Source organism: Streptomyces sp. LMG1-1-1.1, from assembly GCF_040815545.1.
In the GTDB taxonomy this organism is placed as follows: Bacteria; Actinomycetota; Actinomycetes; order Streptomycetales; family Streptomycetaceae; genus Streptomyces.
Genome location: NZ_JBFPNH010000043.1, coordinates 329,489 through 349,294 on the forward strand (window position 1 = coordinate 329,489; position 19,806 = coordinate 349,294).

A 19,806-nucleotide genomic window follows, 5' to 3' on the forward strand; every position below is an offset into this window, starting at 1 on the left:
GATCCGGGTCACGCGTTTGTCAGGCGGATCACCGGTCGAGCCGGATGAGGGGGCCGGCGGGGGTGGCGGCGGCGAGGTAGCGGTCGGTGGGCTCGCGCGCACGTTGGTGGCGTCGTTCGCGACAAGCCGGGCCGACCCCCGACGGGCACCTACGAGTTCGGCAACCGCGTCGTCCTCCCCGCGACGTCCGAGGCCTGAGCCTCGCCGCCGGCGGCGCGCAGCCCCAGCAGGTAGGTCGCGGTCAGCGCCACGGCGCGGTCCTCGTCGTGCGACAGCTCGACGAGGGCTCGGGTCGCCTTCGTCCCCGGTACGGCGGCGAGTGCCTGGGTGAGGCGTCCGCGGGCGGGGGCTGCGGTGGTGTCGTGGTTGAGGCGGTCGACGAGGCCGGTCGTGATCCGGTCCTCCGTCGCCGGGTCGCCGGCGAGCACGCTCAGGGCGTCGGCCGCGTCGGTGTCGTTGCGTCCCGTCACGATCATGTCGATGAGCGTCGGAACCGCGTCGGCGTCCCCGCGTGACCCGAGCGCGAGGGCCGCGTGGCCGCGGACCACCGGGTCGGCGTGCGCGAGGGCCTCGCGCAGCGCCGCGGCGGCCTCGTCGCCGGACAGCTCGGCGAGGGAGCGGACGGCCCGGTCCCGCACCGCGGCCACCGGTGAGTCGAGGCCCCGCGCGAGCAGGGCGGGGCCTCCGTCGTCCGATCGGGCCAGCGCCCACCGGAGGGCGCCCGCGACGTTCGGATCCGTCTCGTTCAGGACCGCCTCGACGAGCGCCTCCACCGGCAGGGGCACGTCGGCGGCGGAGGCGAGGGCCGCACGCTGGCGGGCGTCGGCGCTCGGCGAGCAGAGGGCCTGGAGGAGCGCGACGACCTGGAGGACGTCCTCCCAGCCGGCGGGATCCGAGGCGTCGATCCGGCGCAGCCGGGTGAGCAGCTCGGTCTCGGCGGCGATGCGTTCGCGGGTCCGGAGGACGAGGTCGCCGACGAGCTCGGCGGGGGTGAACGCCGGATCGTCGAGCGCGCGCCCGATCTCGCGCAGCGAAAGACCCAGCGACCGCAGGCTCTCGATGTGGAAGATCCGCCGGATGTCGTCCCCGGAGTACTCCCGGTAGCCGGAGCCCGTACGACCGGAAGGCCGCACCAGGCCGAGGGACTCGTAATGCCGGAGCATGCGGGAACTGACTCCCGAGCGTCGCGCCACCTCACCGATCAACACGCCCTATGGTCCCTCCTGGCCGGCGCCCCCGAGAGCGACGACACGCTTCGCTTCTTCGATCGCGTATCCGAATCCGGTGTCCGGGTCGCGGAGCAGCCGCTCCGTGGCGAGCGCGTGCGCCCGCACGCCCGGGTCGGCGTCCGACGTCGCGGCGTGGAGCGCCGGCACGATCGCCTCGCCCAGCTCGACCAGCGCCCGGCTGAGACTCAGCTGCGTCTCCCGGTCGCCGCGCCCTAGCTGTGTCGCCAGTGCGGCCGCGAGGGCGGACTCCTCGCCGTACGGTACGAGCACCACCGCGGCCCGCCAGGCGCTGCGCGCCACCTCGTCGTCGGCATCGGCCAGCAGCGCCCCGGTGATCGCCGGCCAGGCCCGCCCGTCCCCGATCTTGGACAGCGTGTGCAGTGCCTGGCTCCGTGCCTGCGCGCGCTCCGAACGCACCTCGCGCAGCATCTCCGGGAGCGTCGACGACACCGGGTGGCGCGTGAGCGCCCACGTCAGCATGTCGCGGACGAAGAACTCGGGCTCGACCGCGCACCGCTCGACGAGCTTGCCGACGAAGCGCGGGTCGGGCGCCGTGCCCACCGCCAGCGCGGCCCGCAGCCGCACCGACGAGGATCCGTCCTCGAGCCCCCGCAGCGCGCCCGCCACATCCGTTTCCTGAACCTGTCCCGTGACCGTCACCGAGACCACCTCCTCGGCGAGCAGTGAAGACCTTGTCACCGTGTCAAGGTCAAGTACCGCCCGCCGTCGCGGTCGACGATCCGGACCGGCGGCCACACCCATTGCCACACGCCGATGCCCGGCGTGCGGGAGAAGCGGATCGGACCGCGGGTGCCCTCGACCGACAGGTGCGGCCAGGACGCGGCGACGGCCGCTCGATCCGTGCCGTGCGAACGGAGGCCCTCGGCAAGGACGGTGACGGTGTCCCACCCCTCGAAGGCGACGAACGACGGCTCTTCGCCCAGCCGCTCGTGGAGCTCCTTGCCGACGCGCTCGCCGAGCGGCCCCAGGTGCTCGGGCAGGTAGCTCAGGAACGGGATCCCGGCGCCGTCCTCGCCCAGCGCCGCGGCCCATCCGGCGAACTCCGGCTGCCCCGCGGGTGCGCCGATCAGGATCTCCGCGAGCCGCCGGTCGGCGCGGACGGCCCTCACGATCGGCACCGCCGGCTCCGGATGTCCGACGAGCAGGAGCACCGCCGTCGCACCGTGGTCGACGAGCGCGTCGCACAGGGCCTCGGGGGTGTGCGCGTTCGCGTCGAGCTCGACGACGGAGCCCCCGCGGGAAGCGAGGTGGTCGCGCAGGATGCGGGTCCCCGACGCCCAGTACACGCTGGGCTGGGTCACCACGGCCGTCCTGCCCCGGCCCGCGCCGAGCAGGAAGTCCGCGTACGCCCGCCAGCCGTGGGACTGCGCCGGGGCCAGCCGGGCGACCCACTCCGTCGGCTCGTCGGTGAGCGCGTCCAGCACCGCGGACGAGCAGAGGAACGGCACACCGACGGCGTCGGCCCGGGCGGCGGCGGCGCGCGCGACGACACTGTGGTACTCGCCCGCCACGGCGGCCACCCCCAGTCCCGCGAGCTCGTCCACGGCCGCCGCCGCCCGCTCCGGATCGGCCGCGGTGTCCCGAACCACCAGCTCCACCGGCACGCCGCCGATCCCACCCGCGTCGTTGACGTCGCGCACACCCAGTTCGAGCCCGGCGAGCAGATGCCGTCCCGCCTCCACCCAGCCAGGCCTCGTCAACGGAACAAGGGCACCCAGGCGGACGGAGGCCCCGCCGGCACGCCCTGCTCCGGACGAAGACGACGGCGACGGCGACGGCGACGGCGACGACTTCGGTTGCTGCTCCTGCTGCGTGTTCATCGGTGGACTCCCCTGCGACGAAGCGTTGGCGGTCGGCCGGAACCCGCGGTGCGGTTCCGGGGGAACGACGGTGCGGTGCGGGATGCGACGTGACGTGCCGGACTCCCGTCGGTGGCCCGTTCTCCCCTCAACTGTCGTGCTGTTGCGTGTCGGTGTGCGTCAGCGCGGCCTTGATCGAGGTCCAGTCGGGGGCCGTCGGTGCGTACGTGCGCCGAGCGGTGGAGACGTCCTTGTAGCCGCTGGAGGTGGCGACGCAGACGACGGGGCCTTCGGTCTCGCGGGGGCCGTGCGCGCGGAGACCGGCGAGGCCGGCGGCCGCGGACGTCTCGCACCAGAGCCCCTGGGAGGCCAACTCGGCGCGTGCAGAAGCCATCTGCTCGTCCGTCACCGTACGGGCGGCGCCGCCGGACTCGCGGACGGCGAGGACGCCCCGGTAGCTGTTGATCTCGCAGTCGATCGCGTACGCGGTGGTGGGTCCGACGGGGACCCGGGCGACGGGCCGGCCGCTGCGCACGGCCTCGGTGAGGGCGCCGGCCGCGGCGGGCTCGGTCGCGTACAGCCGGGGGACGGAATCGGTGACGCCGAGCCGCGCGAGTTCCCGGAAGCCCTTGGCGACGCCGAACAGCAACTCGCCGTATCCGGTGGGGAGATGGACCGCCACCGGGGCCCGTCCCAGATCGAGCGCGATCTCGTAGGCGAGGGTCTTGTAGCCCTCGGGCCCGAAGGGGTGCCCGGTGTGCGCGCTGTCCGTGACGCTGCTGACGCTCTGGAAGCCGAGGTCGTCGACGATCCGGCGCATCAGCGGACGCACGGCATCGAGGGGCACGGTCAGTACGGTCGCCCCGTACGCCCGGAGATGGGAGGCGACGGCGGGCGGCGCGTGCGGGGAGGTGAACACGGCGCACGGCAGTCCGGCGCGGGCCGCGTAGGCGGCGGCCGCCGCGCCGTGGTTGCCGGAGGAGGACACCACGATCCCGCGCGCGCCCGAGGCGACGGCGGCGCTGACGGCGACGCGGTTCAGGCGGTCCTTGTGGCTCCACGTGGGGTTGCGGGACTCGTCCTTGATCCACACCCCGTCGCCGAGTTCGACCAGCGGGGTGTTCCCCTCCCCAAGGCCGGGTGCCGCGAGCGGCGGCAACAGCGGCGCCCACCGCTCCAGACCGTGGGCGGCCGGGCGGGTGAACAGATCCGCCGGCACGTCGTCGTACGCGTAGTCGATGTCGAGCGGGTACGCGACGTCGTCCGTGGACGTGACGGGACAGCCACGGGTCAGCGGCGGCCACAGCGGATGGCGTACGGACGGGTCGGCCAGCGAACGCTGAGCGGTGGCGAGCGAGGTCACGGGGGCGGGGCCCTTTCGGGGTGAGGGGCGGGGCGGGCGACTGGGCGGCCGGGCGGCGGGTCCCGGTCAGCCCATCCGGCGGGTCAGGGCGGCGAGGGCGCCGGGCTGGCGGCCGGGAACGCGGTGGCGCAGGGTGACGAGGGCGGGGCCGAGTGCGCGGGCGCGGGCGGCGTCGGTGATCTGTTCCCACTGGTGGTGGGCGCGGTCGACGGCGGCCTCGACGTCCGGGTCGTCGGGGCGCTGCCGGAGGGCGAGGCGGGCCTCGGCGGCGGCCAGCCACAGTTCGCAGCTGCGGGCGGGTTCGCCGGCGAGCCGGGCGAGGTCGGCGCGCACCTCGGTCCAGTGCACTGCTTCGGGCGAGCGGGGTCCGTGGCGGCGCAGGGCCTCGTGTTCCCAGGCCGCCGCCACGGCCGCGGCCTCTCCGTGCCGCCCGGCCATGGCCGCGGCGAGGATCGCCGGGTGCGGGTCCTCCGGCACGGCGGCGGCGGGCGGGGGCGCGGGGGTGAGGAACCGGGACTCCGCGGTGGCCTGTGCGGTGCCGGCGGCGGCCTCCGCGTGCCGGGTGGCGTGCGGGAGCCGGGCGCCGGAGCGCCAGAGTTCCGCCCAGGCGCGGAGGTAGTCGGGGGTCGTGGGTTCGCCCCGGCGCGGGGCGGGCGTCACCCGCCCGTAGAGGAGGGTTCCCGGTCCGAGGTGCAGCAGTTCGGGTACGGCCGTCAGGCGCTGCCACACGTCGGGGTCGGCGGCGAGGTCGGCGACGACGGTCGTGGTTCCGGGCCGCCGCACGCCGAGTTCGCCGGCGAGCCAGTGCCAGGGCAGCGCCGTGTAGCGGAGGGTGGCGGGGGTGGTGCGGGCCAGTGCGAGGTGCGGCAGTTCCTGCCGGCGGTCGAGGTGGAGCTGGCCGGCGAGGCAGACGACCAGCGGGCCGGGGCTCGCCGCGGCCGCGCGCAGGCGGGTCAGGACGGTCTGCGGGTCCAGCGGGTCGGCGAGCTCGACGACCGTGGCGGTGGCCGTGTCGGTGAGCACCCCGGGCGGTACGGCGGCCAGTGCCGGCAGCACCGACGCGGCGTCCATGGCCCGGCCGCGCCCGGCGGGCGCGGCCGCGAGCAGCAACGCGGTCCCGACCGCCGCCGCGCCGCCGTCCGGCATCGCGCCCGTGGCGGTGCAGCCGCCGTCCCGTGCCGCGCCCGTGGCGGTGCCGCTGCCGTCCCGTGCCGCGCCCGTGGGGGTCGTACCGCTGTTCTGTGCCGCGCCCGCGGCGGTCGTACCGCCGTTCCGTGCCGCATTCGCGCCGGACGTGTCACCGGGCCCGTTCGCCGTCGTACGCGTGCCCGTGGCGCGGGCGCCCGTTCCCCTGTCCGCCGGTCTCGTTGCCGCGCGCGTACCCGGCCCGTTCGTGACCGTCGTGTACGTGCCCACCGTGCCGTTCCCGTCGTCGTTCACCACCCCAGCACCGTAACGCGTCGGGCCCTGGCCGATTCCCGCTGGGCCTTTGACATATGCCGGAAGCACCACCGGATCGAGTGTTGCCAAATCCCTTACGGGCCGTCCCCCGCTGTGCAACAGTCGTATGCGGGCCTCCCCTTCACACATGGCCGCGCCCCGCCTGCATCGGAGTTCGTCATGCCGTCCCCTCTGTTCGCGGACCGCCCCGCTCAACCGCCGGAGCCGGGCGCGGTGGACGCGCTGATCTCACAGACCCGCCGCCTGCGCGGCGAGGTCGACGCCGTGCGCAGGGACGCCGTGGCGAACGACGACGATCCTCAGCAGCGGTGGCAGCGAGCGCTGTGCGACCTCGCGGTGCACCAACTCGACGACCTCGGGGCCCACTTGGGTCAGCTGCGGGCCGGCGTCCCGGCGGAGCTCGTACCCGAGGACGATCCCGGTGCCGAGGTCGGGTTCGACGGCGGACTCGATGCCGGATCGGACGCCGGATTCGACGGCGCGCTCGACGCGTCGCTCGCGACGGACCCCGGCGCCGCGTACGGACAGGCCGCCCCCCCGCGCACCGGCTCGCTGCTGTCGCGGGTGGGCAGCGCGGAGTGGAACCTGCTCACCGACGAGGTCAGTTGGTCGGAGGAGCTGTACCAGATCTTCGGACGCGCCCACGAGAGCGGTCCGATGTCGCTGGACGAGATGCCCTCGATGGTGTTCGCCGAGGACCAGTCCGTCCTCCAGGGCATGGTCACCGACTGCCTGATCGACGGGAAGCCGATCGACGGCGAGTTCCGCATCGTGCGGACGGACGGCCGGGTGCGCACGGTGCACATGACCGGCGAGCCGGTGCTCGACACCGACGGCTGCACCGCCTCCATGTGGGCCGTCTTACGTGACGTCAGCGAACTGCGGCGCAGCCAGCGGGCGGTCCGCGAGAGCCGGGACAGCCTGGAGCGCAGCCGCCACATCGAGCAGACCGAGCGCAGGGTCGCCGTCGAGCTCCAGGAGGCGGTGCTCCCGCCGTGGCGCGGCTCGCTCCGCTTCGCCCACGACGGCCCCGCCCCGCTGGACGTGGCCGCCCACTACCTGCCGGCCGCGACCACCGGACTGATCGGCGGCGACTGGTACGACGCGCTCGCGCTGCCGGACGGGGACGCACTGCTCACCGTCGGCGACCTGACGGGCCACGGGGTCGCCGCGACCTCCTCCATGGCCATGCTCCTCGGCGCGCTGCGCGGCATGGCCGTCGCCGGGATCCGGCCGGCCGCCCTGATGGGGCACCTCAACCAGCTCCTGGAGACCTCCGTACAGCCCGCGCTCGGCAGCGCGATGTGCTGCCGGTACGACCCCGTCGCCCAGACCGTGGCCTGGGCGCAGGCCGGACACCCCGCTCCGCTGCTGTTCCGCGACGGGGCGGGGCACGTCCTGCGCCGGCCCGAGGGCGTGCTGCTCGGGGCGACGACCGGAGCCGTCTACGGCGAGGCCGAGACCCGGCTGCTCCCCGGCGACGTGCTCGTCCTGCACACCGACGGGCTGACCCGCGGCAGCGGTGCGGCCGGCGGCCTCGGCGACGACACCGGAACACGGCGCCTCCTCGCCCTCGGTGGGCGTCTCTCCGGAGCGCGGGACGCCCAGGACGGGGTGCGTGCGGTGGTCGAGGAGTTCGGCGAGGAGCAGCGCGAGGACGACGCCTGCGTGATGGTGGTCCGGGTCGGCCACTGAGCCGCCCGGGCCCTGCCCGCCGATCGTGCCTGGCCCCGGCCCCGTGTTCCCTCAGGCCCGGCGCACCGCGGTGCGGACCTGTCAGGCCTGCCCGGTCCGCGGCCGGTTGACCGGCGACCTGGGCAGGGCCAGTTCGATCTCCTCGCGCAGGTTCTCGATCCGTGAGTAGCCGGCGTACTGGCCGGTGAGCCGGTACATCTCGCGCAGCCGGTCCCAGGTCCGGTGGGACGAGGTGTCCCCCATGGACATGAGGGCGAGCCGGGCGTAGCGGTCGGCCTGCTCCGGATCGTCGGCGATGAAGCAGGCCGAGGCGAGGGAGATGTGGTCGAAGAGCTTCGACCGATCGTGTCCGCCGTGCCGGAGCTCGATGGCCAACTTGGCGTGGCGCTGCGCCGGGACAGCGGCGGTCGGGTCGTGCTCGGCGAGGGTGCGGTAGGCGAGGGCCTGCATGCCGTGCATGTCGGCCTCGTCGAAGTTCTGCATCCAACTGGGCTTCTCGTCGAACCGGTCGGACACGAACAGGTCCTCGGCCTCGCCGAGGGTGCGGCGCATGGCCTGGCCCCGTCCCATCGACGCCTGCGCCCAGGCCTCGATCGTGTGGAACATGGCCTGGGTCCTGGGCAGCAGCCGCTCGCCCGCGCCGGCCTTGGCGAGCTTCATGAGGTCGAGGGCGTCGTCGGGCCGGCCCAGGTGCACCATCTGGCGCGCGGCCCGGGAGAGCGCCTCGCCGGCCCGGGGCCGGTCTCCGCCCTCGCGGGCCGCGTGGGCGGCGATGACGAAGTACTTCTGCGCCGTGGGTTCGAGGCCCACGTCGTGCGACATCCAGCCCGCGAGGACCGCGAGGTTGGCCGCGACGCCCCAGAGGCGCCGCTGGAGGTGATCGGCGTGGCGGTAGGCGAGCATGCCGCCCACCTCGTTGAGCTGGCCCACCACGGCCTTGCGCTGGAGACCGCCGCCCCGGGAGGCGTCCCAGGCACGGAACACCTCCACCGAGTGCTCCAGGGCCTCGATCTCCTCCGACCCGATGGGGGCGGCCTCGTAGCGGTCGAACCCAGCGGGGTCGGCGTGGAGGGGATCGGTGGCCCGCGGAACCTCGCCCTTGCGGGGGTCGGTCTGCAGCCAGTCGTGCATGGCGTTGGTGAGTACGGAACCGGCGGCGAGCGCGGCACCCGCGCCCACCAGGCCGCGTCGGTTGAGCATGAGGTCCATTCCCGTGAATTCGGTGAGGACCGCCGCCGTACGATCGGGTGCCCAGGGCAGCCCGTCAGGGTTCTCTGTCTTCCTGACATCCTGCCGCTTTCCGGCGCGCCCGTGTCGTACGAACCCGAGGTCCTCGATGGTCACGACACGGCCGAGTCGCTCGGTGAACAGTGCTGCCAGCACCCGGGGGACGGGATCGCGGGGCGTCTCGCCCCGGTCGATCCAGCGCCGCACCCGCGAGGTGTCGGTCGCCAGCTGGGGGTGGCCCATGGCCGCCGCCTGCCGGTTGACGAGTCTCGCGAGTTCGCCCTTGGACCAGCCGGCCAGGCCGAAGAGGTCCGCAAGGCGGGTGTTGGTTTGTCCGGTCACGTCTAAGCCCCCAGGTTCTCGGCTGAGTTGACAGTAACCCCCTGTCATAGGGCTGGCGACTATTCGCCAGGGTTCGCCAGGGTGCGCCCGATGTTCCGCCACCCGCGCCCGGGTGTCAGGTATGAACGCGCCACCCCGCACCGCCGACCGGCCCTCATTCCCCAGGGTGCGGACCGGGGAGCGGGCGGGGCGACGCACGCAACTCGTCGGCCACGAAGGGATCTGTCACCTCCATGTACACAGCATCGTCCTCCGTGTCCGCACCGCCCCGGCCGCAGCACCGCATCGTCCCCGCCGGCGCCGGTCCGTACCTCGCCCCCGTGACCCAGGCCGTCCGGCCGAGGCGCTGGGCGGGCGGCACCGGTACCCAGCCGGTCAGCGGGAGAATCGATCTGTCGGGCCCCCAGGGGGCGCAGCTGAAGATGGCCATCGCCTCGGTCCACCGGATCTGCCCGGAGTTCAACCCGGTGCAGGTGCTGCGGCGCAGCGGACGTTCCGTACTCATCGTCGGGACGACCGGGCGGACCACGGCGGTCGCGAAGTGTTTACTGGACCACTCCCCCGCGTGGGTCGAGCGGTTCCAGCACGAGATAGCGTCCTACCGCTCCTTCGTCCGCCACCGTCCGCCGGTGCGGGCGCCGCGGCTGATCGCGGCGGACCCGGAGAACTGCACGCTGGTGATCGAGCGGATGCCCGGGCGGGCGGCGGCACTGTCGCGCCACCCCGTGGAGGCTCCGCCCCGGGCCGACGTGCGGGCCGCGCTCGGCGCGGTCGCCCGGCTGAACGCCTGGCGCCCGCCGGCCGGGACCTTCGACGCCCCGCTGGACTACGGCGCCCGGATCGCGCGCTACCACGAGCTCGGTCTCTTCACCGACCGGGACCGGGACGACCTGCAGAAGCTGCTGCACGGTCTGGCGCACGCGGGCGGCCGGCAGGGGATGGGGCAGTTCTGTCACGGTGACGCCCTGCTGTCCAACATCCTGCTCTCCCCGGCCGGTCCCGTCCTCGTCGACTGGGAGCACGCGGGCTGGTACCTGCCCGGCTACGACCTGGCGACCCTGTGGGCGGTGCTCGGTGACGCGCCGCTGGCCCGGCGCCAGATCAGTCAGCTCGCCCAGCAGGCGGGACCGGCTTCCCGGGACGCCTTCCTGGTGAACCTGATGATCGTGCTGACGCGGGAGATCCGCACGTACGAGACGGCGGTGCAGCGGACCATGAAGGAGGCCCCGCCGGCCGGTTCCGTACCGGTGCCCTCGGGGGCGCTCGCCCCCGGTGAGGAACAGCGGCTGCTCCTGAGGCGGCTGCACGACGACTGCGCCATGGCACGGCGGGCCGTGCGCGCGGCGGTCGGGACGCGCTGAAGGGCGGGCCCGACCGACGGAACGGGGGGTGCGCCGTGCGCCCGGTGCCGACACACCGGGACGCGGCGCACCGGCTCGTCCGGTGTCACGACCGGGCCGGACCCTCGGCCATTGGTCCACTCCACTGACGCGTCCCAGGCCCGGGACCCGTCTCCGCGAAACTCCGCCACCTGGCCTCCATTCCCGCTCTGACGTGGGAACTTCCGTGCGCGCAGGCGTGATTGACGGATCGTCCGGGACCCGATACCCCTGTACGGGTTCGGTCCCGCACGCCCCCGTGTCACCCCACGCCCCTGGAGGCTGCCTTGCTCCGTTCCGCGACCCGCAGACGTACGCCATCGAACCGGGTGCCGAGGGCGGTGGGCGCCGTGGCGTCCGCCGCCCTGCTGCTGCCCCTGCTGTCCGCCGCGCCGCCGGCGGGTGCCGACGTGCCCGAGGCGGGTGCCCTCCAGGGGCAGTTCGCGCGGGCGGCCGCGCGCCACGGTGTGCCGGAGAGCGTGCTGCTCGCCGTCTCGTACCTCCAGTCGCGGTGGGACGCGCACGGTGGCGCTCCCAGCGTGACCGGCGGTTACGGGCCGATGCACCTGACGGACGCCGTGACGGCGCTGGCCGAGGACGCCCCGCACCACTCCGATGACGAGGAGGACGCGCGCGGGGACGCCTCGCGGGCGGTGCGTTCGGGCGCGGCGGCGGAGGTGCCGTCCCCGGAGCGGCTGCCCGCCCGGCTGCGGACCCTGGAGCGGGCGTCCGCGCTGTCCGGGATCCCGGCGGAGGAGCTGCGGACCAGTACGGCCGCGAACATCGAGGGCGGGGCGGCGCTGCTCGCGGCCGCCCAGCGGGAGTCGGGTCTGCCGGCCGGTACGGATCCGGCGGACTGGTACGGGGCGGTGGCGGCGTACTCCGGTGCCGACGACTCGGCGACGGCGGCCACGTACGCGAACGACGTGTTCGACGTGATCCGGACCGGGGAGTCGCGGACGACGGACAGCGGCCAGGTCGTGACGCTCGCCGCCGCCCCCGGGGTCGCGCCCGCCACGGGGCAGGTGGACCGCCTGGGGCTGCGGCGGCCGGCCGGCGGTCCGGTGGAGTGCCCGCGTTCGGTGGCCTGCGAGTGGATCCCCGCGCCGTACGAGGAGTTCGGTGACGGGGACTACGGGAACCACGACAAGGCGAACCGGCCGGCGTCCCAGTCGATCGACTACATCGTGATCCACGACACCGAGGCCACCTGGGACGTCACCCTGAAGCTGGTGCAGGACCCGACGTACGTGTCGTGGCAGTACTCGCTGCGCTCCTCCGACGGGCACGTCGCCCAGCACCTCCCGCTGAAGGACGTCGGCTGGCACGCGGGCAACTGGTTCGTGAACGCCAAGTCGGTGGGGCTCGAACACGAGGGCTTCCTGACCTCGCCCGACTCCTGGTACACGGAGGCGATGTACCGGACGTCGGCGCGCCTGGTGCGGTACCTCGCCGACCGGTACGACATCCCGCTCGACCGGCAGCACGTCCTGGGGCACGACAACGTGCCCGGCACCGTGACGTCCACGATCCGGGGCATGCACACGGATCCGGGCCCGTACTGGGACTGGGCGCACTACTTCACGCTGCTCGGCCGTCCGATCACGCCGAGCGCCGGTCCGCACGCGGGCGTCGTCACGATCCGTCCGGACTACAGCGCCCACCGGCCCGTCTACACGGGCTGCGCGACGGCGGGAGAGGCGTGCGCGCCGCACGGCAGCGGGGCCGTGCGCCTGCACACCGCGCCGAGCGCCGACGCCCCGCTCGTGAAGGACGTCGGTCTGCGGCCGGGCGGGCAGGACTCGACCACCGGGGTCAACGACACCGGGGCGCGCGCCTCCACGGGGCAGAGCTTCGCGGTGGCGGAGCGCCAGGGGGACTGGACGGCGATCTGGTACCTCGGCCAGAAGGCCTGGTTCCGCAATCCGCCGCAGGAGCCGACGGCGGTGAACGCGCGGGGGCAGGTCCTGACCCCTCGGGAGGGCCTCGCCGAGGTGCCGGTGTACGGGCGGGCGTATCCGGAGGCGTCGGCGTACCCGGCGGGCGTGCCGGTGCAGTCGGTGTCGCCGCTGCCGTACAAGCTGCTCGCCGGTCAGCGGTACGTGGTGGGTGGCCGCACTCCGGGCGAGTACTACTTCGCGCCGGTGTTCGACCCGACGGGGCACCGGGTCGTGCGGGGTCAGGAGGAGTACTACGAGATCCAGTTCGGCCATCGGGTCGCCTTCGTGAAGGCCGCTGACGTGCGGGTCTCGCAGGGCTGACGGGGATCTGGCCGAAAGGCGAGGGGTGGTGCCGGACGAGCGGTCCGGCACCACCCCTCCGGCGTTCATACGACTATTCGGGAGATCGCGTGCGCCGTCCGGGCGACGGGTAAGGCTGGGCCCGCACAGCGACCCCGCTCACCGGAAGGCCCCTCCGCACATGCCTCAGCCCTTCGTTATGCCGGATTTCTATGTTCCGTATCCGGCGCGGCTCAATCCCCATGTGGAGGCCGCCCGCACGCACACGCGTGAGTGGGCGCGCGCGATGGGGATGCTGGAGGGGTCGGGCGTCTGGGAGGAGCACGACCTCGAATCGCACGACTACGCGCTGCTCTGCTCGTACACCCATCCCGACTGCGACGGGGAGGCCCTCGACCTCGTCACCGACTGGTACACCTGGGTCTTCTTCTTCGACGACCACTTCCTTGAGGTCTTCAAGCGCACCCAGGACCGGGCGGGCAGCAAGGCCTATCTGGACCGGCTGCCGATGTTCATGCCGGCGGACCCGGCGACCGGCATGCCCGAGCCGACCAACCCCGTCGAGGCGGGCCTCGCGGACCTCTGGCGGCGGACGGTGCCGTCGATGTCCGAGGGGTGGCGCGTGCGGTTCGCGGAGGCGACGGAGCACCTGCTCTACGAGTCGCTCTGGGAGCTCGACAACATCAACGACGGGCGCGTCGCCAACCCGCTCGAGTACATCGAGATGCGCCGCAAGGTGGGCGGCGCGCCCTGGTCCGCCGGACTCGTCGAGTACGCGGCCGGCGCCGAGGTCCCCGCCCGGGTGGCCCACTCGCGGCCGCTGCGGGTGCTCAGGGACTCCTTCTCGGACGCCGTCCACCTGCGCAACGACCTCTTCTCGTACCAGCGCGAGGTGGAGGAGGAGGGCGAGAACAGCAACGGCGTCCTGGTCCTGGAACGGTTCCTCGGCTGCACGACGCAGGAGGCGGCGGACGCGGTCAACGACCTGCTGACCTCGCGCGTCCAGCAGTTCGAGAACACCGCCCTGACCGAGGTGCCGCTGCTCGCCGCCGAGCAGGGGCTGAGCCCGGCCGAGTGCGCGGCGGTGGCGGCGTACGCGAAGGGGCTCCAGGACTGGCAGTCCGGCGGCCACGAGTGGCACATGCGCTCCAGCCGGTACATGAACGAGGGCATGGTCGGCGGGCCGTCGCGGCTCGACGGGGTCCTCGGCACCTCCGCGCTCGACATCAGGACCCTATTCGGGCGTCCTGCCGCCGCGCGGCACCGGGCGTTCACGCACACGCCGCACCAGCACGTGGGCCCGTCGCTGCTGCCCGAGTTCGAGCTGCCGTACGCCCTCACGATCAACCCCCACCACGCGGAGGCGGCGCGGCACAGCGTGGACTGGGCCGAGCGGATGGGGCTCCTCGACGACCTGTGGGACCGGCCGATGGCAGAGGGCTTCGACTTCGCGCTGTGCTCGGCGGGCATCGACCCGGACGCGTCCGTCGAACAGCTGGAGCTCAGCGCCGACTGGCTCACCTGGGGAACCTACGCCGACGACTACTACCCGGCCTTCTTCGGGCGTACGGGATCACTGGCCGGCGCCAAGGAGCAGACCGACCGGCTCAAGGCGTGCATGCCGGTCGACGAGCCCTCGGCCGGCGCGGCCCGCGCGGCGAACCCGCTGGAGCGCTCGCTCGCGGACGTCTGGGAGCGGACCGCCGCCCCGATGCCCCCCGAGGCGCGGGAGCGGCTGCGGGCCGCGCTCGACGCGATGCTCGACAGCTGGATGTGGGAGATGCACAACGTGGTGCAGCACCGGGTTCCCGACCCGGTCGACTACGTCGAGATGCGGCGCAGCACGTTCGGGTCCGAGCTGACCATGCTGCTGTCCCGGCTGCGGCAGGACGCGACGCTGCCCCCGGAGCTCTTCCGGTCGGGCACGGTGCGCAGCCTGGAGAACGCGGTGATGGACTACGGCGCTCTGATCAACGACCTCTTCTCCTACCAGAAGGAGATCGAGGTCGAGGGCGAGGTGCACAACGGCGTGCTGGTGCTCCAGAAGTTCTTCGACTGCGACTACCCCACGGCGGTGGCGATGGTCGCCGACCTGATGAAGGGCCGGCTGCGCCAGTACGAGCACCTGAAGCAGCGCGAAGTGCCTCTGCTCTACGAGGACTTCGGGCTCGACGCGACGGAGCGGTCGGCGTTCGAGGCATACCTTCGGGAGCTGGAGGACTGGCTCGCCGGTGTCCTCAACTGGCATCGGAAGGCACGTCGTTACGGCGCGGAGGACGTGCGCGCGGGAAGCGGCGGCGCTCTGCTGCGGCGCGGGCCCTCCGGAATCGGCACCTCTGCGGCGCGGATCTCCGATCTGCTGGGCGCGAGCGTGCGCTGAGATACGCCGAAGGCCTCCGGGACGGCTCCCGGAGGCCTTCGCGTACGGCGGTTCAGGCGCGTCGGCCGCGCAGTTCGTCGAGTTCGCGGCGGTCCCGCTTGGTGGGGCGGCCCGCGCCCCGGTCGCGGACCGCCGCGACGGCGACGTGTTCGCGCGGCGGCGGGGGCGGGCTGTTGTCCACGAACGCCTCGGCGGCGACGGGCGGGCCGACCCGCTTGGTGTGGAGCTCCTTGACCTCGACGATCCGCTCCCGGCCGCCGTGGAAGATCCTGACCTCGTCACCGGGTTTCACCGGCTGCGCGGGCTTGGCCCGTTCGCCGTTGACCTTCACGTGCCCGGCCCGGCAGGCCGCGGCGGACTGCGAGCGGGTCTTGGTGAGTCGGACCGCCCAGATCCAGCTGTCGACGCGCGCGCTCATCGGCCCCCGCTCCCCCGTCAGCCCTGCTGGAACAGCTCGGCGGGCAGCGGCTTGAGCAGCGCGTACAGGTCGTCGGTGATCGGCCGGTCCCAACTGGCGATCGTCACGAGGACGTTGTCGCTGCGGTCGAACTGGACGCAGGAGATGCGGCTCTCGGAGAGCTTCAGCCGCCGCACGATCAGGAGGTTGTCGCCCTGCATGACGGGGACGTCCTCGGTGTCGAGCACCTCGACCGGCTCGTCGTTCTCCAGCGCCGCGAGGAGCTGGGCCACCTCGAAGGGGATCTGCCCGTCGGCGAGCTCGCGCGCCGGCGAGCCCTCGGGCAGGTTGCCGATGATCATCGCGGGGCCGCGGCCGCCGAACAGGTCGTACCGGAGGAACACGCCCTGGCAGGAGCCGTCGGGGGCGGGCAGCAGACCGGCGCCGAGATTGCCGGGCCAGTCTCCCGGATCCATGGCCAGGACATCGAAGTCCGGGCCCGCGGGTGTGGCGGCGCTGCGGCGGCGGAGGAAGGACATACGGCAATGGTACGTGTCCCGGCGCGGGATGCGACGCGCCGGGCGGCACGGGCAGCTCAGCCCTCGCCACCGGGCTCCCGGGGCTCGCGGCCGGCCCTCCCGGCCGGGCTCCCGGGGCGCGCGGTCAGCCCTCCCGGCCGGGCTCCCGGGGCTCGCGGTCAGCCTTTCGGAGGGCCTGGGTGAGGCCGGTGCGGTCGGTGCCGAGCTTCCGGTAGACGGCCGAGAGGAGGCGGCCGACGGCGGCGGCGTCGACGCCGAGGACGGCGGCCGCGTCCCGGTCGCGGACGGTGAGCTCGGCGGCGGCGCGCTCACGCGCGGTGAGCGTGTCCGTGCCGGCGGGGTGCAGTGGCCGCGGGCGCAGCCCGGCCTCCGCGAGCTCGGCCCGCGCCTCCTCGACGAGGCCGTCGGCGCCGCAGTCCTGGGCGGCCTCCAGGCCCCGGTACAGGTGCTCGGCGGCCTCACGTGCGCGCTCGGTGCGGCGCAGGGCGGCGCCGAGCGCGACGAGGGAGCGGGCCAGCTCGTACGCGGCGGGCGACTGGTCGAGCCAGTCGACGGACTCCTCCAGGAGCTTCACGCGCGCGGCGGGCTCGGAGACCTCGGCGGTGACCCGGAGCGCCGAGCCGATCGCGGAGGGCGCGCCGTACTGGCGTGCGCGGGCGACCGCGTCCTCGGCGGTCCTACGGGCGGTCACGGGGGTCGTGGCGGCCTCGGCGACGGCCAGGTGGAGCTGCCAGGGGCACCAGGCGGGGTTGCGCATGCCGCGCGGGTCGAGCCGGCGGCCGACGGCGGCCAGCTCGGCGGCGGCCTCCTCGGTGCGTCCCCGGGCGAGCAGCAGTTCGGCGTGGACGGTCTGGGAGTCGGGGAAGGTGACGGCGGCGGGGAACGGTTCGCCGAAGTCGTGCGCGTCGGCGATGCGGGCGGCCTCGTCGACGCGGCCGCGGGCGAGGAGCACCTCGATCATGACGCCGACCGCGTACCACTGGGCGGGGGTGCGCGGTCCGACGCGTTCGGACAGGCGCAGTCCGGCCCGCACGAAGTCCTCGGCCTCGACGAGGCGGCCGCGGCGGTAGCGGATGTAGCCGAGCAGGGTGTACGCGAAGGAGAGGTGGGCGCCGCGCCAGCCCTGGCTCTCGAACTCGGCGGTGCCGGCGGCGAAGAGCTCCTCGGCGCGACCGGGGCGGTCGGCGTAGAGGAAGGTGAGGGCGGTGAGGACCGGGACCTCGAAGCCGCGGCTCTCGTCCGCCCAGCTGAGGCCGCCTTCGAGGGCGCGCTCGGCGTGCCCGAGGGCGACGGCCGAGGGTTCGGCGCGCAGGGTGGCGTCCCAGGCGCGCAGGCCGATGATGTACCGCTCGGTGAGGTCGCGGCCGGTGAGCCGGTCGGCGAGGGCCGTGAGGCGGCGGGAGCGCGCCGGGGACTCGGGTTCGTCGGCGCGGAAGGCGTCCCACATGAACTTCTCGGCCTGCATGCGGAGCCTGCTGCGGGCGTCGGTGGTCTGCCGGGCCTCGCGGCCAAGGAGCTCGGACGCCTCGACGAGGCGGTCGCTGTGGGCGAGGACCTGCGAGAGGCGGTAGACGATGCCGTGGCGGAGCGCCGGGTCGGCGACGGGCTCCTCCAGTGCGGCCCGCAGGTGGTTGACGGTGGTGGCGGGTTCGGTGAGGAGGGACGAGCAGCCGAGTTCGAAGAGGACGGCGGCCCGCTCCTCGGCGGCGGGCGGCTCGCGCAGGGCGCGGGCGAGGAAGCGGCGGGCGGCGTCGGGCGCGCCGGCGCGGAGGTTCTCGCCGGCGGCGGCGCGGAGCCGGCCGACGACCCACGGGTCCCCCTCGGGGTGGGTCTCCAGGAGGTGCCGGGCGGCGGCGGTGGGGCCGAGTCCGGCGTCGACGACGCACCAGGCGGCCTGGCCGTGCAGGGCGACGCGGGTGGCGGCGGGGATGGAGCGGTAGACGGTGGTGGCGATGAGGGGGTGGACGAATTCGAGCGGGTCGTCGGGGTCGTCGGCCTCGGCGAGGACGCGGGCCTCGCGCAGCCGCACGGCGCAGTCGGCGACCGCTTCGCCGCCGAGGCCGGCGACGGCGCCGGCGAGCTGCGGGGAGATCTCGGTGCCGAGGACGGCGCAGGCCCAGGCGAGGCGGACGGTCGCGGGGCCGAGTCGTTCGAGGCGGGTGACGAGTCCGCTGCCCTTGAGGGCGGCGGCGAGGTCGCGGAGTTCGTGGGCGCCGCCCGCGGTGGGTTCCAGGCCGTGGTCGCGGACCTTGGCGGCGAGTTCGACCGCCTCGAAGGGGTTGCCGGAGGTGACCGTCCAGCATTCGCGGCAGAACGCGTCGTCGGCGTGGGCGCCGACCCGGTCGCGGACGAGGCTCGCGATGGCGTCGAAGGTCAGCGGAGCCAGGCCCAGGGGCCGCCGGCCGGACCGGTGTCCGGTGAACTCCGATCCCTCGTCGGGGAGTTCGTCGGGGCGGTAGGCGACGACGAGCAGCATGGGGAGCTCCTCGGCGCGCGGCGCGAAGGCGGCGAGCCAGCCGAGGGATTCGGGGTCGGCCCAGTGGGCGTCGTCGACGACCACGACCAGCGGGGCGCGGCGTACGGCGAGGTGGGTCAGGACCCAGTCGAGTCCGTCCCGCAGGCCCTGCGGGTCCGGCGGGGAGCCCTCGGCCGCGGCGCGCAGTCCGAGGGCGGGGCCCACGATGTCGTACCAGGAGCCGAGTCGTTCACGCAGTTCGGTGTCGGTCGCGTGGGCGAGCTGGGGCTGGAGGAGCTGGCGGGCGACGTGGAAGGCGATGCCCTGTTCCTGGTCGCCGCCGCGTGCGGAGAGCACGGTGCAGCCGCGGGCCGCCGCGCGGCGGCGGATCTCGGCGAGCAGGGTGGTCTTGCCGAGTCCGGCGGGCGCGGCGTAGGCGAGGGTGCCGCCGCGCCGGGCGGTCCGGGGCCGGTCGGGTGCCGGGTCGGCGGGGTGGGGGGTGGTGTCGTCGTGGGCGGCGGGGATGTCGGAGGTGTCGGGGGTGTCGAGGGTGTCGCGGACGGCGACGAGGTGGGGACCGCGGGCGCCGCGGGGCGCCGGGATCGGGTCGGGCCAGGGCGGGTCGTCGGCCAGGCCGGTGAGGAGGTCCAGCGCGTCCTCGGCCGCCGCGAGTGCCGTCTCGCGTTCGAAGAGGCCGAATCCCTGACGGGCCGGTCGGCCGCCCTGTCGTGCCACGTTCCACCCCCACACCCGGGGCATACGCCCGGCGCACGAGGGGCGGCGCCCGGCGGGTGGCCCCGCGAAAGCCCCAGCGTACGCCCGTCGGCACGGTATGCAACGGTCAATGGGGGAAGCTTCCCGACCGTTCCGCGAGTCGGCGCAGAACGGTCAACGCCTCCTCGGCCCGGTCGCGTTCGACGAACAGGTGGTCGTGGTGGAATCCGGCCACCACGTTGCAGCTCATGCCCGCCCGGGCGAGTTCGCCCGCGACGGCGGCCGTCAGTCCGACGGCGTCGAGCGCGGAGTGGATCCGCAGGGTGATCCGGCCCGCCACGTAGTCGTACGCGAGGCCGGCGGCGTCCGCCTCGTCCTGGCGTACGACGAGGGTGAGGCCCTCGGCCTCGGTGACGGTGACCACAGGGGCGACCCCGGCCGGGGCGGGGCCGTCCACCGTGGTGAAGACGTACCGGCCGGGGTCGAGGTCCGGCCGCATCCCGGCGAGGAGCCGGGTCAGATCGCGTTCCGCTGTCATGCCGGCCAGCGTAGGCGCCCCCGGCGC

Annotated in this window: 14 protein-coding genes; 4 read left to right on the forward strand and 10 right to left on the reverse strand. The window is 74.4% G+C overall.

Annotated features, from left to right (window positions below):
• Positions 1-149 precede the first annotated feature (149 nt).
• The 5 genes from MRBLMG1_RS25590 to MRBLMG1_RS25610 form a co-directional block, all read right to left on the reverse strand.
• Positions 150-1,208, reverse strand: coding sequence for a HEAT repeat domain-containing protein (locus tag MRBLMG1_RS25590; protein WP_367826451.1), 1,059 nt, complete (start codon positions 1,206-1,208; stop codon positions 150-152).
• A 3-nt stretch (positions 1,209-1,211) separates the two neighbouring features.
• On the reverse strand, positions 1,212-1,928 hold the full coding sequence (locus MRBLMG1_RS25595) for a HEAT repeat domain-containing protein (protein WP_367826452.1): 717 nt from the start codon (positions 1,926-1,928) through the stop codon (positions 1,212-1,214).
• Positions 1,925-3,070, reverse strand: coding sequence for an ABC transporter substrate-binding protein (locus MRBLMG1_RS25600; RefSeq protein ID WP_414721643.1), 1,146 nt, complete (start codon positions 3,068-3,070; stop codon positions 1,925-1,927). The genes MRBLMG1_RS25595 and MRBLMG1_RS25600 overlap by 4 nt, the downstream gene beginning before the upstream one ends.
• 127 nt (positions 3,071-3,197) lie before the next feature.
• Positions 3,198-4,412, reverse strand: a complete 1,215-nt coding sequence (locus MRBLMG1_RS25605) for a threonine synthase (protein ID WP_367826453.1) — start codon at positions 4,410-4,412, stop codon at positions 3,198-3,200.
• Positions 4,413-4,478: 66 nt separating this feature from the next.
• Complete coding sequence (locus MRBLMG1_RS25610) at positions 4,479-5,855, reverse strand: hypothetical protein (protein ID WP_414721644.1); 1,377 nt, start codon at positions 5,853-5,855, stop codon at positions 4,479-4,481.
• A gap of 177 nt (positions 5,856-6,032) precedes the next feature.
• On the opposite strand from MRBLMG1_RS25610, the gene MRBLMG1_RS25615 reads away from it, so the two are divergent.
• Complete coding sequence (locus MRBLMG1_RS25615) at positions 6,033-7,568, forward strand: PP2C family protein-serine/threonine phosphatase (protein WP_367826454.1); 1,536 nt, start codon at positions 6,033-6,035, stop codon at positions 7,566-7,568.
• Positions 7,569-7,649: 81 nt separating this feature from the next.
• Here the strand turns inward: MRBLMG1_RS25615 and MRBLMG1_RS25620 are convergent, their stop codons facing one another.
• Complete coding sequence (locus tag MRBLMG1_RS25620; RefSeq protein ID WP_367826455.1) at positions 7,650-9,137, reverse strand: hypothetical protein; 1,488 nt, start codon at positions 9,135-9,137, stop codon at positions 7,650-7,652.
• 233 nt (positions 9,138-9,370) lie between these two features.
• On the opposite strand from MRBLMG1_RS25620, the gene MRBLMG1_RS25625 reads away from it, so the two are divergent.
• The 3 genes from MRBLMG1_RS25625 (at position 9,371) to MRBLMG1_RS25635 (ending at position 15,136) form a co-directional block, all read left to right on the forward strand.
• Positions 9,371-10,498 (forward strand): aminoglycoside phosphotransferase family protein, encoded by a 1,128-nt coding sequence (locus tag MRBLMG1_RS25625; protein WP_367826456.1) that lies wholly within the window; start codon positions 9,371-9,373, stop codon positions 10,496-10,498.
• Positions 10,499-10,857: 359 nt separating this feature from the next.
• Positions 10,858-12,777: an N-acetylmuramoyl-L-alanine amidase gene (locus MRBLMG1_RS25630; RefSeq protein WP_367826457.1), complete on the forward strand. Its 1,920-nt coding sequence runs from the start codon at positions 10,858-10,860 to the stop codon at positions 12,775-12,777.
• Between the two features lie 160 nt (positions 12,778-12,937).
• Complete coding sequence (locus tag MRBLMG1_RS25635) at positions 12,938-15,136, forward strand: terpene synthase family protein (RefSeq protein WP_367826458.1); 2,199 nt, start codon at positions 12,938-12,940, stop codon at positions 15,134-15,136.
• Between the two features lie 52 nt (positions 15,137-15,188).
• Here MRBLMG1_RS25635 and MRBLMG1_RS25640 read toward each other — a convergent pair whose 3' ends face one another.
• From MRBLMG1_RS25640 to MRBLMG1_RS25655, 4 genes are all read right to left on the reverse strand, one after another.
• Positions 15,189-15,554: an RNA-binding S4 domain-containing protein gene (locus tag MRBLMG1_RS25640; RefSeq protein ID WP_367826459.1), complete on the reverse strand. Its 366-nt coding sequence runs from the start codon at positions 15,552-15,554 to the stop codon at positions 15,189-15,191.
• A 17-nt stretch (positions 15,555-15,571) separates the two neighbouring features.
• On the reverse strand, positions 15,572-16,072 hold the full coding sequence (locus MRBLMG1_RS25645; protein WP_024757478.1) for a hypothetical protein: 501 nt from the start codon (positions 16,070-16,072) through the stop codon (positions 15,572-15,574).
• A 124-nt stretch (positions 16,073-16,196) separates the two neighbouring features.
• A complete protein-coding gene (locus MRBLMG1_RS25650; RefSeq protein ID WP_367826460.1) occupies positions 16,197-19,262 on the reverse strand; it encodes an ATP-binding protein in 3,066 nt (1,021 codons plus the stop codon).
• Positions 19,263-19,368: 106 nt separating this feature from the next.
• Positions 19,369-19,779, reverse strand: coding sequence for an ACT domain-containing protein (locus MRBLMG1_RS25655; protein ID WP_367826461.1), 411 nt, complete (start codon positions 19,777-19,779; stop codon positions 19,369-19,371).
• Between the last annotated feature and the right edge of the window lie 27 nt (positions 19,780-19,806).